Genomic DNA, 18,432 nt, shown 5'->3' with positions numbered 1-18,432 from the left:
CTAAATCTGGAGAGTGTCCTCTGATAAAGGTGTTAAGGCACAAAGGAGATTGCGTGCATGGGGTTTCGAAAGAGTATAAAAGTTGGAAAAGGTGTACGGGTTAATATAGGTAAAAAAGGGATTAGTAGTCTTTCTTTGGGAGGTAAAGGTTTAACTCTGAATGCGAGTGAGAAAGGTATTCGTGCTACAGGAGGTATACCCGGTAGCGGAATCTCTCACGCCCAGGTGGTTTATAAACCCGATGGGACTTCTAAGCACGTAAACCTTAAGAGTAGCTTACCACCACAAATTGACACTGATGTACGAAAAGTTCGCTTTTTGCTTGGTATGGGAATTTTTTTCCTGCCGTACATCTTTGCTTGGTATACTCTTCGCAAAGGACACTCCACAATTTCAAGAGTCACAAGTTTCGCTTGGTTGTTTTGGCTTATATATTCAGTTATCCAACAGCCCTAACAAAGCAACGTATAGCGATCTACATTCGTTTCTATTAAAGACTGCTACAAATCAATCAACTACAAGGCTGTCGTGTAATAGCGATGTTACGACCGTACGTTTAAGACAAATCCATCCTTAGGCCGTAACTTATTTTATGCCCTTCTCCATGTTTCGATTTATTGATAAGGCACTTCACTAAACCCTCATTCACCATGCATTTTCTAATTATGTGTGCAATTCAGTTGGGCATGCTTACATTAAGAATCTAGCTTTCGCACTATCCGAGGCAATTCCGCTAGCGACTAATATAACAAGTTATGTACAATGCCGCCTATAATATGTATTGTGGTTACAATAAATTAAGTAGTAGAGATCATGGCAACGCAAGCATTAATTAATCCCCAAATTGTAACTTGGGCACGGCAACGAGCCGGCTTAAGCAAGGAGGATTTTGCTCAAAAATTAGGGATTAAAAAGGTTGAACGCGTAGTTGAATGGGAGGCTGGAACATCTAAGCCTACATTTGTTCAAGCCCAGAAAATTGCAAGCGCCACTAATATTCCTTTTGGTTACCTATTTTTAGTTAACCCTCCTAAAGAAGAGCTACCTATACCTGATCTCAGAACTATAGGTAACAAGCATCGTGATGAAGTATCAGTTGAAATGAGAGACATCATTAAGCAGGTAATGTATAAACAACAGTGGTACAAAGAGTATTTGCGACAAATTGGCGAAGAGGAATTGCCGTTTGTCGGTCGCTTTAATACAAAAAATACTGTTTATGATGTTGCACAAGACATAAGAGGTGAATTAGGAGTTCCACTGCCTCAAAAAGGCTCTTGGGAAGACTATCAACGTCAACTAATCAACGCTGCTGAAAACTCTCGCATTCTTGTTATGAGAAGTGGCATTGTAGGTAATAACACCAGAAGAAAGCTCGAAGTTAGTGAGTTTCGAGGCTTTGCCATCTCCGACAAATTAGCGCCTGTAATATTCATCAATAGCTCTGACGCGCCAGCCGCAAGACTTTTTACGCTTATTCATGAGTTAGCTCATCTTTGGATAGGCAGTAGTGGGGTTTCTGATCTTGGCAACGAACATGCTGAAGAAGAAAAGTTCTGCAATGCTGTAGCTGGCGAATTTTTAGTCCCTGAGAAAGAATTCCATGAAATGTGGAACCCTCTAGTTAGCCTACTAAATAATGTTGTAGCAATTAGTTCTAGATTTCACGTTAGTAAACTCGTTGTGGCTAAACGGGCTTTCGACTGTAACGCTATAGACTCCGATACTTATAGAGAATTTTACCAACGTGAAATGAAAGCGTTCAGACGCAAAAAAAGCAGCGGAGGAGACTTTAACATTACTGCGGGTGCCCGTAACAGTGCTTTATTTTCTAGTGCAGTTGTTGCAGAAGCTATGAGTGGGCGGATTCTACTTCGGGATGCAGGGAGCTTATTGGGAATTCAACCTAATAAAATTAAAACGTACGCGAGCAAACTTGCCTTATGAATTACCTGCTAGATGCAAATACATTTATTGAAGCGAAAAATCGGTACTATTCGATGACAATTTGTCCGGGCTATTGGCAGTGGTTATTGCAATCAAACAAGCATTGCGGCGTTTCAAGTATCGAATTCATAAAGAAAGAGCTGATTAACGGTAATGATGAACTAGCGATATGGGCTAAAGAACATCCAGGTTTGTTTGAATCTAATGATGATGAAGCAACCCAACTTGCCTTCGCAAATGTGGTGAATTATGTAATGTCTCTAACCGAGATGAAAGACGGAACACATGAAGAGTTTCTGAGAGGGGCTGACCCTTGGTTAATTGCTAAAGCTATAACAACTGGATCAGTGATAGTTACCCACGAAAAGCTCGACAAAAAAATCAAGAGAAAAATCTTAATCCCAAACATTTGTGAGCACTTCAAAGTATCTTATATCAACACTTTTGAGCTACTAAACAATTTAGAAGCTAAATTTGTTATGCATACATCAACCCCTTAGGCTTTAGAGCCCTATTTACTTTCAAAAAGTATAGCTCGCTAATCATACTTGAAGCGCCTCCACTAACTAATCCAAACCTCATAAGTAATTCAGTAGCAATAACGCTAACCTTGTTTCAATAACGTTTAAAACCGGTAATTTCCGGCTCTAAATTTTCTTATCCGTGACATTAGTATTTGGCGTACATTCAAGCGAGTTCTGCACTACTGAATTTGGAGTTTTTAGCCAATATTTTTAGTTTGAGTCGTATAGGTAAAGTGGTGGCGTTGCATTAAGCATCTTAATGCGGCGTTAGTCCCTAAAAATTTATGCCGAATTCACTTAACGCAGATGACAACCTAAAACGTTTTTCCAATACCGAGGAAACCCAACACATTGACTAACACTCATAGTAAAATCACTTGTGAAAAGAACGGGTGTAAGAACTGATTACTTTCATCCTTGGGGGGATTCATAATTTATGCACTTTAGCTTCATTTGTATAATGACTTTAATGAGCTATTTTTGGTATCCCAGTAATATAGAAGAAATGGAATTGCACCTTCTTTAATATCTTCTGCTGAATAGAAATTTTCTGTATTGAAAGTTTTAAAATAAATTCCTTGAGAATAAGCTTTAACTGTTGAGGAAAGAATGAGCGCCAAATAGATTAAAACAAGAATTGTGGTAAATATTGTTAATGATGTTGAAATTTGCATCAATGCAAAGGTAATAAGCAATAAAACCATTAGATGGGATAAACTTCTAACTTTATTGATTTTAATTTTGGTCATACATAAAAATCCTTTTTAAGTTCCTTCCTAAATTGTACCTATTAATATTCTATTCCTTGTGAGTCTATCTAGTCAATTTGCAGTATCTATATGAATTGCATTTTTCACATTATATTGTGAATTTATTGCCCTATTGATTATATTTCTCTATTATTCACAAATATCTGTGAATTTTGGAGCTAAAAATGGAAATATCTGTTAGTTCAGCAAAGCAATTAGGTAAATTATTATCTTCTGTTAGAAAAAGCCAAGGATTAGACCAAAAAACAATTGGAGAGTTTTCGGGCAATAGTATCAATACGGTAGGTGACTTTGAAAAGGGGAGAGGTTCATTGTCCGTAAGCAGGTTATTTGATTTGATGGAGTCACTTGGTATTGAAATGAAAATAGACTTCGCGCTGCCTCCATCAGATGCTTCAGCACAAAGTAAACTAATCAAGCGCATTAATGAGATACTTGATAATGAATAGATCGCTCACAGTATTTGTAAGTGCAAAAAAAATGGGTGAGTTAAAAGATGTGAATGGCTTTTGTGCTTTTGAATATGCACAAGAGTGGGTTAACTCAGATAAAAACATTTCCTTGTCACCGGATATACCAATTCAAAATGAAATGACATTAGATACAGGTACTAAACGTCCTGTTCAGAGCTTTTTTGATAATCTTTTACCCGAAGAAAACGCGCGCAAATTATTAGCAAAAGATGCGCAAGTTGACCACTCCGATTCATTTGCATTACTAGAAGTGTCAGGTATTGAGTCCGCTGGAGCCTTAATAATGTTGCCTGAGGGTAGTGTCATGCCTGAACCGAGTGCTGAGCCTTTAGAATTATCTCCTCTTTCAGAGAGGATAAAAGCCCTCCCTAAAGCACCATTGAATAAGAGGGAAGGTAGTCGGATGTCACTCGCTGGAGCACAGCGTGAACTACCCAGCGACATCGGTTCACTCTGATCACAGGGCTTCTACAGTCTAGCTTAACAGCTAGGCTGCTTCTTTTTTCTCAGATCCAAAATCCAACTTCGATAATTCGAAGACTTTCGTTTTAACAGATTGTTTCTGCTGAGATGCGGGTGTTACCCTTGCGACGATTCCAGCCGCAATTATATCTAATTCACCTGTACTAGCTATGCTTCTAGCTGCAGCTAGATCGCGGCTTTGATACGCTCCGCAAGCCGTACAAGTAAAACGCCTATCATTCAATGTTAAAACATGGCGTTGCCTGCACTCCGAACAAATTCCAGTGGATTTTTCAAAACGACCTATTTCATGATAGAGCTTGCCTTCTAGCTCAGCTTTATACTTTGAAAGCTGAGTGATCAAACCCATCACGTTATCTGCAACCATACTACCATTGAACTTTTGCATCGCTTTTACGTTTAAATCTTCGAACACTAAAATATCATTTTCATTGGTTATCTGTCGTGAAGTTTTGTGCGCAAAGTCCAGCCTTTGCCTTGAGATTTTTCCATGTAATTTATTGATGCGTTGTTTTGTTTTTTGCCAGCGATTTGAACCTATGGTTCGACGTGCAAGCTGGCGTTGCAATTGATTTAACTTCTCTATTGCTTGCTTTAAAAACTTCGGRTTGTCGGCCACGAAACCGTTCGAACCAACCACCGTTTGCTTTGAGTTGATGTCAAAGCCAGTGATCGTTTCCAAAACTTGTTTAGCCGTTTTGCATTCCACTTCCTGAGTGATACTGCATTCCCATTTTCCGTGACGATATTGAACAGTGACGGTCTTAATTTTGCYCACTAGCTCACGATGCAGAACGATTGGCACTTTGCCGACYTTCGGAATACTRATAGCGCCATTTTCGATTCGAATGCAATTGGAATTATTGACGGCTCGAAACGAGTCGTTGTGAAGTTTTTTCTTTTTGTATGAGACTTTATGCTTTGGAAAGCGCTGCAAACGAACCTTTGAAAAAGCATTCTTAACAGCMGTTTCTAAATCGCGAGYAACCTGCTGAGCCGCTGCTGAATCAAAAGATTTAATCCACGCAAACTCTTCGAAAGGCTTTAATTCCTTAAGAAGCGAGGCCATTTCTTTGTAAAACAAGAACGTCTTATCGTACTCATATCGACGCATATTTTCAGACAACAACAGATTCCAAATGCCACGCGCTGTCGCACCAAACTCAATAAGCTTAGCTTCTTGCTCTGGCGTAGGATTTAGCCTGTAGTTGTATCTGAGCGTCTTTTTCATACACTGTATAGACTACTGTATAAGGTCGAGTTATCAAGTTGGAATATGAAACTAAATCTCACTGCAAATATTTAATTGCACTTCATTTAATTCTGGTAGTTAAGTACAGAAAACCTTTACTAAACGGAAATCTGGAATAGTGAAAATGAAAAGCTCACTATCATTACCATCGATCTATCAATTGAACGCTGTATAAAGCAACGAATAGCCCATAGAAGCTTACCATTAGTTTTGGAAAGTGGTTTTTTACAAGAGCCTATTACAAGTGAGCACATAAATTCATGGTGTGATGCATTCGATGAGGAAGATTACGAAGATGTTTCATTTCGACAACACCATGTCATTGTGAAGTCTTGATATGTGACAAACTTTATTCGTTAAGGTTGGTATATATCAACCTTAACCTTAGATCAGTATTTTACCAACCTAAGGCTTTATCATGCCTAAAACTAAGTATTTAGAGCTTTGAGTATCCTAAATTCATCTTAATTTGTTGATTAAACAAGCATATCAACCATCGAGTTAGTAAAACTCTGTTTTGTCCAAACCCATGAAAAAAAGCAAAAATCAGTAATTAATCTCCCCTTTTCACTCTATAGCCAAGATTACAATGACATGTATGTCAATTTAAAGAGTAAGTCACAATGTCACTAAAGAAAAAAATTACAGCTATTGGCCTATCAGCAACTGTAAGTCTTTTAAGCGTATCTTCAATGGCGAAATCAATTAATCCGAAAGAATTAAAACAAACTCTTTCTCAAAAAGGTGATATCGAAGGTATTCAAGAACTCCCTGTTGAAAACTTAATGCTGGTTAAGACTAAATCAGGACAAACATATTTTGTATCTAAGAATGGCCGCTTTGTATTTCAAGGGCAGTTAATTGATACATGGTTTAGGCGAACTATTGATGAATTGAGCGAAGCAAGAAATGCTCACCGTGTCCCTCTTGAAAAAATGGGCGTAAAACTAGATGAGCTTGCAACACTATCATTTGGTAACCAAGACATACCCAAGCAAGCAACAATATTCGTTGACCCTAATTGCGGATACTGCCACGCCCTGTTCAATAAAATTCAGCAATCTCCAGAAAAGTACAATGTTGACTTTGTACTAACAGCGATGCTGGGCAGCCAATCTTTACTAGAGTCCAAACGCCTAAATTGCGCTGTTGATAAATCTAAAGCTGTCATCGACCTTATGAACAAGACAAAACTAGCAACAGAAATGAGAGAAGACTGCGATGCAAAGGCTGTTCAAAAAGCACCTATCGTTATGGGATTGCTTGAGGCTAGAGGAACCCCATTCCTAGTTCGTGAAGATGGTTTAACCTTTAATGGGCTACCAAGCGATTTTGATGCATGGCTTGAGATGGAGTAACTAGCAATGAAAGAAATCTTTAAAATCAGCTCAATTCTAGCCATAGCCTCATTATTTTCTGGGTGTTCAGCATTTACGATTGGTGAAGAGGAGTTTTCATGTGCAGGTAAACCGGAACTTGGTCTCTGTAAAGGGCCGATGGAGGTTTATGAGTTAACCAACAATCAAGACCACCTTGAGCACATGATGACTTCAGAATATGCAAAAAACGAAGGTGAAAAAAAGTCAAATTCAGAAGGAAACCAAAAAGTCATTTACGTTAATAGTGAAGGGGAAGACATCACATACGTATATGAACCAAGAAGTTTGCGAAGACAAAACGCACAGGATTATGACAAAGCCAACATTGTTGGTATCGCTAGCAATGACACAATGTCATATTCGAAACAATCACACGATGAGTTAGATAAGTTAGATGACTTAAGAACTTTCAATTACGTTCCAAATGATATCGCGCCAGAGCCTCTCGCTGTTCTAGAAGAAGCTAAAGCAATGCGTATTTATGTTGCTGCTTGGGAAGATAAGTCTGGAGATTTGAATATTCCAGGCTTCGTTTATATTGAATTACAACCAAGACGCTGGGTAACAGGCCATCAAGCTCAAATGCGCCCAAGTCGAGTATTACCATTTCAAACAATAAAGAAAAGCAAAGTAACAAGCCAAAGAAAAGAAACTATGGCCAAAGGTATCGATCCGTTGAGCATTTCTAGACCTCAGCCTGAGGCTAATAAGTAAAATAGGTGTATAGCATGCTGAATAAAATCCAAGAAGCTATCGAAAAGATATTGAATCCAGATATCGAAGAAACCCAGCAGAATTTTGCTGGCCCCCTTTGGCGAAGCACCATTGAAGATCAACAAAAGCTTCTCGGAGGTAATAAAGCCGCAGAATTAAACTGTGTAATGGAATATATTAAAGAATATCAAATGTTCTTAATGGAAGGCGGTTACATTGGATTTGTTATCGCCTGCCAACCAACTAACGGGGTAAACAACGAAATAAGAACAGCCTACGAAGGCTTTCTATCTGATGAGTTTCCTCACAACACATTAATTCAACTAAGCCTAGCTGCTTTACCACGAATAGATGGCTTTCTAAATGGTTACAGGCAACTACGAGGGAAGCGAATTGGTGGTGAAGACGGTGAGCTTGCTGATGCAATGAGCGAATCAGTAATTAATTATTACTCTAAAGCAAGAAAAGAGTCTCTTGATAAAAAATCAGGTATCCGGCCAAGAGATTTTGAACATTGGATCACAGTAAAAATCCCAGTTAAAAACTTTATCCCTTCCGATAAAGAGCTCAAAGAGTTCCTAGAGATAAAAGATAGAACATATTCAATATTCGAAGGGTTAGGCTTAGCCCCATTGATTTTAAATGATGAAGAATGGCTTTCAAGAATGCAGACTTTCTTCAATCATTCACCTAATGCGCTTTGGCGAGATAAAGTAGAAATCAACAAACTTGTCCCACTGGGTGCGCAAATATTAGAGCAGGGCGGAATAATTAACCGTGATGAATATGGTCTAGAATTTTCATCTTTAGATGAGAAATCAAATGGATTTGCTTCAGTCATGACCCTCAAGCAAACACCCGATTACTTAAACTACGGTGATATTATAAACCTGCTAGGTGATTGGCGTTTTGGCAAGCGTACGGTTGCTTGGAACCCATATTTAATGACACTTAACGTGCAGTTACCAAGTATTCATTCGGCAAATGAAGAATTTGATCGCCGTAACAAATGGCTAAAAAAACAAGCAAAAGGAAAAATGCTGGAGTGGGTTTCAACCTTAAAAGACCAGGCACAAGACTACTTTGCAATCGAAGATGAACTGAAAAACTCCAGATTATGTAAAATTAGCCTTAATTTAATAATCCTTGGTGAAAGTAAGAAAGAAACATTCACGGCGACTAGGAAATTGCAGGCATTCTTCAAACGTAAAGAGTATAAGTTCAACATAGAAACAATTTTGGCGCCTAGCACTTTCTTAAACGCTTTACCTCTTGGACTTGATGATGAATATATAAAATTATCAGACCGGTTTGATGAATGGACGGCAAAAGGGGCTGTATTTTTATTACCACATAGCGCGAGTTGGAAAGGAAACACTTCACGGCCAATTCTAGAGTTTGTCACGCGCTTTGGGCAAATATTCGGTTTAGACATATTTGAAACAGATGGCTCCTTTAATGCACTTATTTGCGCTCGCTCTGGAGCTGGTAAGTCATTTTTCAATAATAAGCTAATCACTTCATATCTAGGCTCTGGTGTTAAAAGCAGGCTTGATGTGGGCAGCGATACTGACGGCGCTCAAGTGTTTGTTATTGACAAAGGTCGCTCATATGAAAACTTAGCAAGCCAGTATAAGAATGCTCAATTCATTGACTTCAATGAGAACATGAAGTTTTCGCTTGATCCATTTGCAAATATTGATGACTTTTATGGCAAAGAAGGTCAAGCAGCCATGGTTCATTCCTTGCTGAAAGCAATGGCGTCAGAATCAGGTGATTTAAGTGACTACCAATCTACAGAAATGCTTACAGTACTCACTGAGCTTTGGAACCTTAAAGGGAAAGATTCATCAATCACAGACTTTTCTGAGCTGTGTGAAAAGCACCAAGATGTTGAAATAAAGAGGATAGGGCGCCAACTAAAACCATGGTGTGAAGGCGGAATTTTTGGAGACTTTTTTGGTAAGAAATACCCACCAATAAACTTCAAATCACGATTAATCGTTTGTGAGATGGATGAACTATCCTCGCAACCTCACTTATCACAATGTGTTCTGATGAGCCTTATCAACGCAGCTCAACATGCAATGTTTTTATCAGGCAACAAACAAAGAAAACTTTTCATTCTCGATGAAGCTTGGGAATACCTTAAAGACAAACCGGGTAAAATCAATTATCTAGCCGAATTCCTTGAAACAGGTTGGCGTCGATTCAGGAAAACACGTGCAGCTGGCATTTGTATCACACAGAGCTTACTTGATGCTTACCAAAGCCAAGCAGGGATGGCCATTGTTAACAATAGTCCATGGAAGTTTATGTTGGCCCAGGAACCGGAAGCCGTTGATAAACTCAAAGAGTTAAAAGCGTATGATGGTACAGATCAAGACTATGATTTAATGAAAAGCGTTCATACTGATAAGGGCCATTACTCAGAAATCTTAGTGAGATACGGGCAATCGAGGGAAATTGTTAAGCTTTTTGTAGATAAAGAAACCCAACTAGTTTACTCAACAGATCCAGATGACAGGGAGTTAGTAGACAAGTTTAAGTCTCAAGGTTATTCAATTAAAGAAGCTCTAGGGCTTGCAAATAAAGAGAAGGGAAGGGGGTAATCACCTCTGTGCGTACACGTATATGTATGTGTACGCACAGATAAATTGCAGATGAAGCGAGTTGTTAAAACTTGCCCAATTCAACTAAGCACTGCTTTCGAAGACCGCAAATTTCATTGAACAATGATTTATTAAACCTAACTCGAACAGCAAAACCATTACCATATGCAACAATACCTTGCGGTGCAGGTAGATACCATTTGTTCAGCATTCCCATATACAATGTAATTTGAGCTCTTTCATATAAATTTACTCCAGTATAGTTTCGAGACTTAAATTCACATACAACAAACCTAAGCTTTAATAGATTGAAGAATAGGGCATCTGGCATACCGACTAGATTCTTATTTTCTACCTTTATTGGTTTTCGCCCCCCAACATCACCACCAAGAAATAGATAATAAAGAGGCACTTGTAGCTTTCTCTTGACGCTATACCCTTTTGCAATAAGTACGATCACTACGATAGAGAAAAATAGGAAAATTTGAATAATAAGTAACATATGAAACCTATAATAGTTAAAAACACAGCGCGTATTAGATTTGAACTTTTACCTGCCCGGGCGTGCTCTCGCGTGCCTCTTTTAGCCAGTTTTTTATCGAATGCACCACCTTTAGCTTTCCTAAATAATTCTCTATCTGAGTAATAAAGGGCTAATTGGGAGACTGGTATTGATTTTTTTGGTTTCATTTACACCTCCTTATGTCACTCATTATTTCACGCTAAAAAATTGAGGCAGAGATTAAAATAGAGAAAATTGAGTTTTTTTTTGAATTCCAGCGCAATTGTTTAACCAGGGTTTAATGGAAGACATACAAACACTAAAACAAGGCAAAGCTGTGATTTATTTAAACCAAGTCGATCTAAAAAAACTGGTCCAAGAGCAACTATCTAAGTCTGGAATAGTTGATGCTTCTACGTATAGCTATGTAAACGAACTAAGCAAGTTGCTCTCTGATCACCGGCATGAAGCTCTATCTCTGGCACTTATAGGGGAGCTGAAGCATAAAGCTAATTACTTAACTGACTTAGCTGAAAAATCGATGCGAATGTATTTCATCCACTTTCTAGAAGATATTGTGATGGGAAAAAACTCAAGAGCTGCAGTGGACATCAAAGTTCGATGTGAATACTGTTCCGGGTTAGCATCACTTTCAGAATCAAAGCACATATTCAAAGGTAAAGATCACGGTTTAATATATCTTTGTGAAAACTACAAATCAGGATGTGATTCATACGTTGCAGTGCACAAAGGAGATAACTTACCTCAAGGAACCCTGGCTAATGCCGGCACTAGAAGCGCAAGACAAAAAGCACACAAAATAATAGATGTACTTTGGAAAGAGTATGGTTTTGCAAGAGTTGATGTGTACAGACAGTTGGCTAACTACCTAGAAGTTAAACCTAATGATTGTCATATTGGTAAATTTACCGAACAACAATGTAAATCAGCGATAAACTTTACGAAACTTATAATTTAAATTATTCCACAATACCCGTTAATACTTTTGGCACTCCCAACCCATAGCCTTGGCCAAAACAAAAGCCAAGGCCTCTTGCTAATTCTACTTGTTCTTCAGTCTCCAAGCCCTCAGCACAGACTTTACATCCGAAAGACTCGTTGAAAGTCGATACGAATTTAAAAACCTTCTGGCAGTTAATATCATGCAGGGACTTAATACCAAAGTTTCCATCAAGCTTTATCATGTACACATCAAGCTCGCATAGCATTTCAAAATTAGAGACACCGGTACCAAAATCATCAATCGCAAATAGATACCCATTTGCTGTCATTGAATTGGTGTTCACCAAAACATCATTGAACATCTTGTGCGAACAGGGGCGCTCAGTAATTTCAAATATCACTCTTGTCATATCAATTTTGAATTTTCGAAAGTAATAATTAACCAATCGCTTAAAGCCCTCAGAAGCAACTTGGGCAGGTTCTAAATTCACTGTAAACTTTACGTCATTAAACTTCGGATCGCTTACATATGGCCTTATAGCCTCAAGGGTTAGCAAGGTTAGCTGATCTGATTTACCTGAAGAGATTACATCTATAACAAGTTCTTCAATTGAAATACTAGCAAACTGTCGCGACCTTAACAGAGCTTCATACATAACGACCTTATTAGTTTTAAGGCAGAAAATTGGCTGAAAATGAAATGTGAAACTTTTAAAATCAAATTCCGCCTGATGTATCGCACTCACATCTGATTCAATAATAATTTCTCGATTGTCAGCTAGCATAGTAACCCCTCGCATTAATACACTAACTCTATATCAACAAACCCAACCTAATACTTAAAAAAAAGATAAATTCAGGTAATAAATTACTAAACAAAGGTTAAACAATGAAAAATTGTTTAATTTTGCAGTTTTTTCGACATGCCCAACTATAAGTAGGTGCTAATTTGATGGGGATATTAACTAAGGAGCATATTGTATGAGTTCTACATTGAGCAAAATGATCGTGAAAATTAGCAGCGGTAATTCAAAACGAACTGTTGATGAACAGGTGAACGTGGGATACCAATTTATCTTGTTCGTGCTATTCATTTGTTTTGGTGCAAGCCTATATTTAATAGCTAATGCAGCAACATTAATTATTTTATTTAGACTTGTCGCTCCAGCCTTAATCTGCGGATACATTGCAAAGTGCATTATTGATGTATTGAGAGGTGGGAAAGCCGCCAAGCTTGAAGCGTCAAAGGAATTAGCGGCAATGCGAACTGGTGAAAATAACTAACCTTAAGAGTTGTAACCTAGCACTTGCCAGCAAACAGGGTCTATTTTTAAAGGTTTTACTGTCGCACTCTCTAAATCGACATAAGAACCATGATGCGAAATAGATCCCTTTCTTAATAACTCCCACAAAAGCCTTGTTGCTTCCAGTACAACCTTTTTGTTAATTCCATACTCTTGTTTACGTAGAGCTTCTATGTGGCTACAAGAGTCCTCGTCAACATCAACAATACTCTCTAATTGGGGGTATAAATCAAACACATTGGGTAGCTTATTAATTTGCTCGTAAGCGTGACCTAAAATAATCTGACCTGATGCGCGTCCGTTACCCAAATCTAACCACATAAGTGATTTATTATAACGAGAACCACGATTATCATTAGCAAAAAAACGCCCCAAATCAGCACGAATCTTTGCTTTATCTACACAAGTAACCACCAAGTCATAGTTTCTATAATCAAATACCTCTGGCAGTAAACGCTCATTTTTATATTTCCAACTCAAATTGCCATGTAAATTAAATCTTGAAACAAGCGTTTCAGCTTTATACATACCAACATCAACAGGATAAAATCCTTGCCTACCGACATTTGATTCACTCACTTTATCATCGTCATACACACTGATGTTTAAGTGAACTTGATGATTAGTGACCTTTCGCAATAAATAATCAAGTTGAAAACATTCTGATAAAAACGCAGATCCTGTACCACCCGCACCAATAACTAATACATTTAATGGTTTAGAAATCCACTCTGATGGAATTGAAAACGTGTTCATTTTTTAACCCTTTTAATGTGACCGGACATACAATGTGAATTATTCACTATCAATTTGAATGTGAAATATTCACAAGGCCGAACTTAAAAACTCTCCCAAACGCATAAATCGATTTAACTCTCGCATTCTTACTTTTGCATTGCTTAGGCTCTTTGTGTTGGCTTTAGCGCTCCAAAATGCGAGCAAATTTTGCGTTGTTACAACTTCCTTTGCTTTAAGGGTCTTTTCGTGGTTTACGTGAGTGAAGTTTGAGGCCAGTACAGTTTTCTCAACATCATTCATGCATTCAGCAATTGATATGATCTTTTTGGGTAAAGTTGCATTTCCTTGGCAAACAACTCCATTCGAATAAATATTCATCAGTGGCGCATGATACAAATGCGTATTTTCATTGGGTCGTTGATTACTTGGCAAAGCAAACACAATTAACCCATTAGGTTCTCCTTGTTTACCTTTTTCCAAACAAAAAAGAAGGGCAGGGTAGATAATTGAAAATTCAGTCTTGGCGTTATGACTTCTATACCAAAAAATTCCTTTATGAGAAGGTTTGTGCCATACCAGCGCTTTACTGTTATTTAAGATCACATTGCTTGGCAGCAGTTCTAAATCATCGGTTTTAGTTTCAATTTTTTTAGGTGAGAGTTGTGTGCGCATTATTTCTATACATTCTGGTACATCAATGTATTCACCTAACTTCATGCCATCACTATCAATCATGTGCTTTGTTGCACAAAAGATATTGTTCGCAGATTGCCCATGAAATACAAGAGCAACCTGTGGTGTATGATTATTCATTTTTATCTCCGAATTTAGAAGGTAAAAACAGAATACCCAACGATGATAAACGCGCTTAACTTGAAACTAAAACCCCTATTAACACATCAGCCATACGCATTTGCTTTAATGCATCCAGACAACGGACATCTGTTAGGTCAATTTTTAATTCGCCGTTTTCACAAGTCTCATTGAAGTATTGATTTAAGTTATTTAAAGCCGCTGTATCATTAGCTAAATCAAAACTAATAACACGTAAATCCGAAACAATTACATCAGAACAAGTTTCAAAATAATTAACCAAATCATATTGGCAATGAGAAAGTAATAGCTCACTAAGGACCTTCAATTTATAAGCGAGTGGATGAGATACAAGGGGGTTTTGTGTATCAGACCAATTCTGTAACACAGCTAAAATATTTTTGAGACTAGTTTTCAAATCATCATAGAAAAACAGATCATTAAATAAACCGTCATTATGAAGGTCAAAGTTAAACTCTATACAGTCTTTTAAACTAAATATCAGGCTATCAATATCACCATACATATCAATAAATTCTTCTGCCACTCCTGAGTGATGCTCATTAAGAAACAAAGCCAATTCTTCATCTTCAAGCTCAAATACAGACTCTTTCAATGCATTACGACTTTCAGAACTTAGATCTCGTACATATTCCATCAATTCCTGATCAACACTGTGCGAGTACATCAAATCGAGCGATGTATTATAAGTACCAATACAGGCTAAAACATTGATTAAATTCACTGTCAGATCTCTTAATGGCTTTGGCTTATCTTTTAAATCAATATCAAGCACAGCCAGACCTTGACCATACGTAAACTTCAAGTAGGCATCTGGAGATGAATAATAGGTATATTTAGAAGCCTCAAAGAACACAGATTCAATGCCTAGCTCTACAGTCCTAGTCATAAAATCAGCAATTTGTTCATTAGTTGATAACCCAAACTCTTTGAGCTTACTTAACCAAAACTCTTTGTAATCACTGAGTTGAGATTCAATTGCGTTAATAGTTAAGTCATGTAGGTCTTTAAGTGCCAAAGCCTGCTTGACTGTATTCACTTCACTCGTTAGAACACTTTCAAGCAACTCATCGGCTAATGAATGCTTTTGAATCCCTTGTAAAAAAGGTTTCCAAGAACTCCAGTCATCTGCCAAGGTTGTTAAATGGCCTGCCGCTAAAAGGGTTTGCTCATCTATTTTTTCTTTTGCTTGAGGCGTTATCATAGGGACAACACCGTACAGCTGTTGATGTGGAAGAGCTACATGAGCGGGGGTAACCATTTCCCTTTGTAAGGGCATGGCTGCTTGGGTAAGCGACCAAGCTCCAATTTCCTCTGTACGTGAGATGAACATTCTTCTGAGACCCCTTTTTTTGTTGAGTTTATCTTTTCTATTTGCGCATCTAGCGCCAAAAGGCGCTTATCGAAATTGCTTACCATAAATCATCCATTTGTTTTTACAGGCGGAATTTGGATTGTGTATTCCATATACCGACCACAACTAGACAATATACCGTCACTTTCATAAATACGTGTAAAGCGTACCATCGGGTACTGCGTAGAAAATAATTCAACAACTTCATCAAGTGAACCACTAGGAATCGGATCTGCTAACTCAATTGAACCTAAAATAAATTTACGCTCTAAATTCTCTAAACTTTCAAATTGCATTGTCACACCCCTTATAGCGAATCAGCTTGCTCATCATCAAAATCTGAAAAACCTTCATCAACTGTGATGTTTGGCTCTGCATCAACAGTTGGTTCATTTTTTTTCGTTACAGAGCCCTCAGAAGCGCCGACAGAGGACGTTGCAGCATCTAATGATGATTTGACATCAACAAGTGAGTTATAGCTTGCAGCAGCGCTTACAAACGAATCTGTGTACTGAGTAATGGAGTCAGCGAAGTTAACATCTAGCTCGCCAATATCACCTTTGGCAATAAGTGGCTTAGAAAGCGCTGTTCGTAACCTAAGTTGCGCCGACTTATCACGCTCATTTAATTTTTCAATCGCACCTTCAAGCTCAGGAGAGTTAGATGGGTATAACTGAGTGTTCAATACCACTTGAGCGCCGTTATCAGTTAATTTTATTGAAAGCTGTACTTGTTTTGCACCTGCTTGCTTCATTAGGTTTGCAATAGACTGAATCATATTTATATCTCGTTTTTAAAAGTAAATTAATTAGAACATGGGAAAAAAAAAGGCAACTTCATCCTAAGAAACCCCAAAGGGAGAGAAATTATTTTAAGTGCTTGAAAATTGTGTCAGGCGCAAAAGAAGACCAATCAAAATTAAAAGCGAGAATAGCTTTAATAAAGTCACCTTTTGATTTAGCAGCAATTTTAGAAAATGAATGCTTGGCTGATTTGTTAGCTTCACAATCATTAAATGCCTTATCAAAACCAGCACTAACACACAGACCTTTAATACCCGCACCTGTATAGTTTTTTAATACTTCCTCAGAGGGATTCCACGCTGCGGTTATAATGTCTTTTGCGTTATCAAGTGTTGCCATAGCGCTAATCATTAAGGCTTGTTGTTGAAACACTCGCTGTTACGGCTTGATTTATAGCTTCTTGAATTTGCTCATTTGAAATTGGTTTACATGCCAAAACGTTTTCATTAAAACTATCTGATTTTTTGAAAAATGCTGGCTTATAACCTGTCGTAATAGCCATTGAGGCAAGCACAACACCATTTACGTACCAAGCTTCATTCGCAAATATTTTTTCAGCTTCTTGATGAATTAACTTCTTTTCAAGCTCAAGAACAGCACTAGGTGTTTTTTGTACCACTGGTTGAGGTTTTTTGGTTGATATACTCGCACTTTTTGAAGTCGAGGGTTCTATAGAGTTAGCTTTGGTTTCAGCTTCAATTTCTTGAGTATTATCTGGTTCATTAAATGCTTTCACACATTTTGCAAAGCAAACCTTGTCAATACATTGCGACTCTAATGTTTGACCTTCACGACCAGAACGATCATCCATAATCACTACATTCGATTCACAAGATGCACAACCTTCGTTGTATTGTGATTCACCAATACTGGCACTAGAAACTGTATTCCTGTCAGCGCTTGAACATTCAACTAATAATATTACTGTGCCGTATTTTTCTTCCGCTAACTTCTTTTGCTCTTTCAGCCACTCATCGGTTTTAACATTCCAGCATGATAGCTTTGCACACGCTGCTTTATCACTAACGTTAAAGTCAAACATACCAATCTGGTGTGAAGTGTTATGAGGACAGGCTGCACAGTCTTTGGTGTCAAATTTTGCTGTATGTAAATACTTCTTAGCCTTTCCAGCACGTTGCTTTAGATACTCAACGCTCCAATTTTCATTGATGATGTTACCTAATGTGCCGATTTGTAACTTCTCTGAAAAGCTCGATAAAATGGTTGCGTGACCAATCTTAATTTTATTTTCGTTTAATGCGTTTAATACATCATCACAACAACGCAATAACTGAACACGGTCATTTAATTTTTTTTGAGTCCAACCTAATCGCTCGGCTGCGGCTGAATAATCACCTTGATACATCGTAATAAATTTTTGCGCTGCCTTTGATTCATCAACAATGGTTAAATCATCTCGCACTAGGTTTTCAATTAACTGAGCTTCATACGCTTCATTGTCAGTCATTGGCTTTATAAGTGCTGGTATATCGTCGAAACCAAGCTCTATACACGCCTCCCAGCGACCAAAACCTGCTACCACTTCAAACTTAGACTCGTTTGCTGTTGGACGAACAAGAATTGGCTGTAATACCCCTCCAGCCTCCTTGATAGATTCGGTTAAATTTTTACGCGCCTCACGATTAGTTTTTTCACGTGAGTTTCCTAATGCAAATGGTACTAACTGAACTGTTTTTAGCACTTGTACTTCTACATTGTTTTGATTATTCATAACTGATTTCCTAATTTGTTTCTCTTGACTGGAAATAAGGTATCAAGG

The 18,432-nt window shown here is 37.9% G+C and carries 21 protein-coding genes and 1 pseudogene; 11 read left to right on the top strand and 11 right to left on the bottom strand.

All coding sequences use genetic code 11. From position 1 onward, the window contains the following. Positions 1–57: 57 nt before the first annotated feature. The 3 genes from L1D51_RS05185 (at position 58) to L1D51_RS05175 (ending at position 2,447) form a co-directional block, all read left to right on the top strand. Positions 58–456 (top strand): DUF4236 domain-containing protein, encoded by a 399-nt coding sequence (locus tag L1D51_RS05185; RefSeq protein WP_239963019.1) that lies wholly within the window; start codon positions 58–60, stop codon positions 454–456. 357 nt (positions 457–813) lie between these two features. Beyond that, on the top strand, positions 814–1,947 hold the full coding sequence (locus tag L1D51_RS05180) for an ImmA/IrrE family metallo-endopeptidase (RefSeq protein ID WP_239963017.1): 1,134 nt from the start codon (positions 814–816) through the stop codon (positions 1,945–1,947). Then, positions 1,944–2,447, top strand: coding sequence for a DUF4411 family protein (locus L1D51_RS05175; RefSeq protein WP_239963015.1), 504 nt, complete (start codon positions 1,944–1,946; stop codon positions 2,445–2,447). The genes L1D51_RS05180 and L1D51_RS05175 overlap by 4 nt, the downstream gene beginning before the upstream one ends. A gap of 473 nt (positions 2,448–2,920) precedes the next feature. On the opposite strand, the gene L1D51_RS05170 is transcribed toward L1D51_RS05175, so the two are convergent. After that, a complete protein-coding gene (locus tag L1D51_RS05170; RefSeq protein ID WP_239963014.1) occupies positions 2,921–3,220 on the bottom strand; it encodes a hypothetical protein in 300 nt (99 codons plus the stop codon). A 185-nt stretch (positions 3,221–3,405) separates the two neighbouring features. On the opposite strand from L1D51_RS05170, the gene L1D51_RS05165 reads away from it, so the two are divergent. After that, entirely contained in the window at positions 3,406–3,690 is a 285-nt protein-coding gene (locus tag L1D51_RS05165; RefSeq protein WP_239963012.1) for a helix-turn-helix domain-containing protein, read from the top strand. Next, a complete protein-coding gene (locus L1D51_RS05160; RefSeq protein WP_239963004.1) occupies positions 3,683–4,171 on the top strand; it encodes a HipA N-terminal domain-containing protein in 489 nt (162 codons plus the stop codon). Before L1D51_RS05165 ends, L1D51_RS05160 begins: the two co-directional genes overlap by 8 nt. A gap of 30 nt (positions 4,172–4,201) precedes the next feature. On the opposite strand, the gene L1D51_RS05155 is transcribed toward L1D51_RS05160, so the two are convergent. After that, positions 4,202–5,428 (bottom strand): RNA-guided endonuclease InsQ/TnpB family protein, encoded by a 1,227-nt coding sequence (locus tag L1D51_RS05155; protein WP_239963002.1) that lies wholly within the window; start codon positions 5,426–5,428, stop codon positions 4,202–4,204. 38 nt (positions 5,429–5,466) lie between these two features. Here L1D51_RS05155 and L1D51_RS21845 point away from each other — a divergent pair. From L1D51_RS21845 to L1D51_RS05140, 4 genes and pseudogenes are all read left to right on the top strand, one after another. Beyond that, positions 5,467–5,562, top strand: a pseudogene (locus L1D51_RS21845) (IS200/IS605 family transposase); the annotation flags it as partial. A gap of 510 nt (positions 5,563–6,072) precedes the next feature. After that, a complete protein-coding gene (locus L1D51_RS05150; RefSeq protein ID WP_239963000.1) occupies positions 6,073–6,807 on the top strand; it encodes a DsbC family protein in 735 nt (244 codons plus the stop codon). A gap of 6 nt (positions 6,808–6,813) precedes the next feature. Further along, positions 6,814–7,542 (top strand): TraV family lipoprotein, encoded by a 729-nt coding sequence (locus L1D51_RS05145; RefSeq protein WP_239962998.1) that lies wholly within the window; start codon positions 6,814–6,816, stop codon positions 7,540–7,542. A 14-nt stretch (positions 7,543–7,556) separates the two neighbouring features. Next, on the top strand, positions 7,557–10,154 hold the full coding sequence (locus tag L1D51_RS05140) for a TraC family protein (RefSeq protein WP_239962997.1): 2,598 nt from the start codon (positions 7,557–7,559) through the stop codon (positions 10,152–10,154). Positions 10,155–10,218: 64 nt separating this feature from the next. On the opposite strand, the gene L1D51_RS05135 is transcribed toward L1D51_RS05140, so the two are convergent. After that, positions 10,219–10,656 (bottom strand): hypothetical protein, encoded by a 438-nt coding sequence (locus L1D51_RS05135; RefSeq protein ID WP_239962995.1) that lies wholly within the window; start codon positions 10,654–10,656, stop codon positions 10,219–10,221. 301 nt (positions 10,657–10,957) lie between these two features. Here L1D51_RS05135 and L1D51_RS05130 point away from each other — a divergent pair, with 301 nt between their 5' ends. After that, positions 10,958–11,635 (top strand): zinc-finger-containing protein, encoded by a 678-nt coding sequence (locus L1D51_RS05130; RefSeq protein WP_239962993.1) that lies wholly within the window; start codon positions 10,958–10,960, stop codon positions 11,633–11,635. A gap of 1 nt (position 11,636) precedes the next feature. On the opposite strand, the gene L1D51_RS05125 is transcribed toward L1D51_RS05130, so the two are convergent. Then, positions 11,637–12,404 carry an EAL domain-containing protein gene (locus tag L1D51_RS05125; protein ID WP_239962992.1) on the bottom strand — a complete coding sequence of 256 codons (768 nt, stop codon included), beginning with the start codon at positions 12,402–12,404 and terminating at the stop codon, positions 11,637–11,639. A gap of 196 nt (positions 12,405–12,600) precedes the next feature. On the opposite strand from L1D51_RS05125, the gene L1D51_RS05120 reads away from it, so the two are divergent. Then, the gene (locus L1D51_RS05120) at positions 12,601–12,903 is read left to right on the top strand and encodes a hypothetical protein (RefSeq protein WP_239962991.1); all 303 of its coding nucleotides are present in this window, start codon (positions 12,601–12,603) and stop codon (positions 12,901–12,903) included. A gap of 2 nt (positions 12,904–12,905) precedes the next feature. On the opposite strand, the gene L1D51_RS05115 is transcribed toward L1D51_RS05120, so the two are convergent. The 7 genes from L1D51_RS05115 to L1D51_RS05085 all read right to left on the bottom strand — a co-directional run bounded on the left by L1D51_RS05115 (position 12,906) and on the right by L1D51_RS05085 (position 18,384). Continuing rightward, positions 12,906–13,679, bottom strand: coding sequence for a PRTRC system ThiF family protein (locus L1D51_RS05115; protein ID WP_239962990.1), 774 nt, complete (start codon positions 13,677–13,679; stop codon positions 12,906–12,908). Positions 13,680–13,748: 69 nt separating this feature from the next. Further along, on the bottom strand, positions 13,749–14,474 hold the full coding sequence (locus L1D51_RS05110; protein ID WP_239962989.1) for a hypothetical protein: 726 nt from the start codon (positions 14,472–14,474) through the stop codon (positions 13,749–13,751). Between the two features lie 55 nt (positions 14,475–14,529). Then, positions 14,530–15,828, bottom strand: a complete 1,299-nt coding sequence (locus tag L1D51_RS05105; RefSeq protein ID WP_239962988.1) for a hypothetical protein — start codon at positions 15,826–15,828, stop codon at positions 14,530–14,532. A gap of 89 nt (positions 15,829–15,917) precedes the next feature. Further along, positions 15,918–16,145 carry a PRTRC system protein C gene (locus L1D51_RS05100; protein ID WP_239962987.1) on the bottom strand — a complete coding sequence of 76 codons (228 nt, stop codon included), beginning with the start codon at positions 16,143–16,145 and terminating at the stop codon, positions 15,918–15,920. Positions 16,146–16,156: 11 nt separating this feature from the next. Next, positions 16,157–16,627 carry a hypothetical protein gene (locus L1D51_RS05095; protein ID WP_239962986.1) on the bottom strand — a complete coding sequence of 157 codons (471 nt, stop codon included), beginning with the start codon at positions 16,625–16,627 and terminating at the stop codon, positions 16,157–16,159. A gap of 88 nt (positions 16,628–16,715) precedes the next feature. Beyond that, positions 16,716–16,991: a hypothetical protein gene (locus L1D51_RS05090; RefSeq protein WP_239962985.1), complete on the bottom strand. Its 276-nt coding sequence runs from the start codon at positions 16,989–16,991 to the stop codon at positions 16,716–16,718. 4 nt (positions 16,992–16,995) lie between these two features. Next, the gene (locus tag L1D51_RS05085) at positions 16,996–18,384 is read right to left on the bottom strand and encodes a ParB/RepB/Spo0J family partition protein (RefSeq protein ID WP_239962984.1); all 1,389 of its coding nucleotides are present in this window, start codon (positions 18,382–18,384) and stop codon (positions 16,996–16,998) included. Between the last annotated feature and the right edge of the window lie 48 nt (positions 18,385–18,432).

It is taken from the genome of Pseudoalteromonas shioyasakiensis (genome assembly GCF_022398475.1).
GTDB lineage: Bacteria > Pseudomonadota > Gammaproteobacteria > Enterobacterales > Alteromonadaceae > Pseudoalteromonas.
The sequence above is the reverse complement of the archived record's forward strand: the minus strand, read 5'-3'. Positions and strand labels throughout refer to the sequence as shown.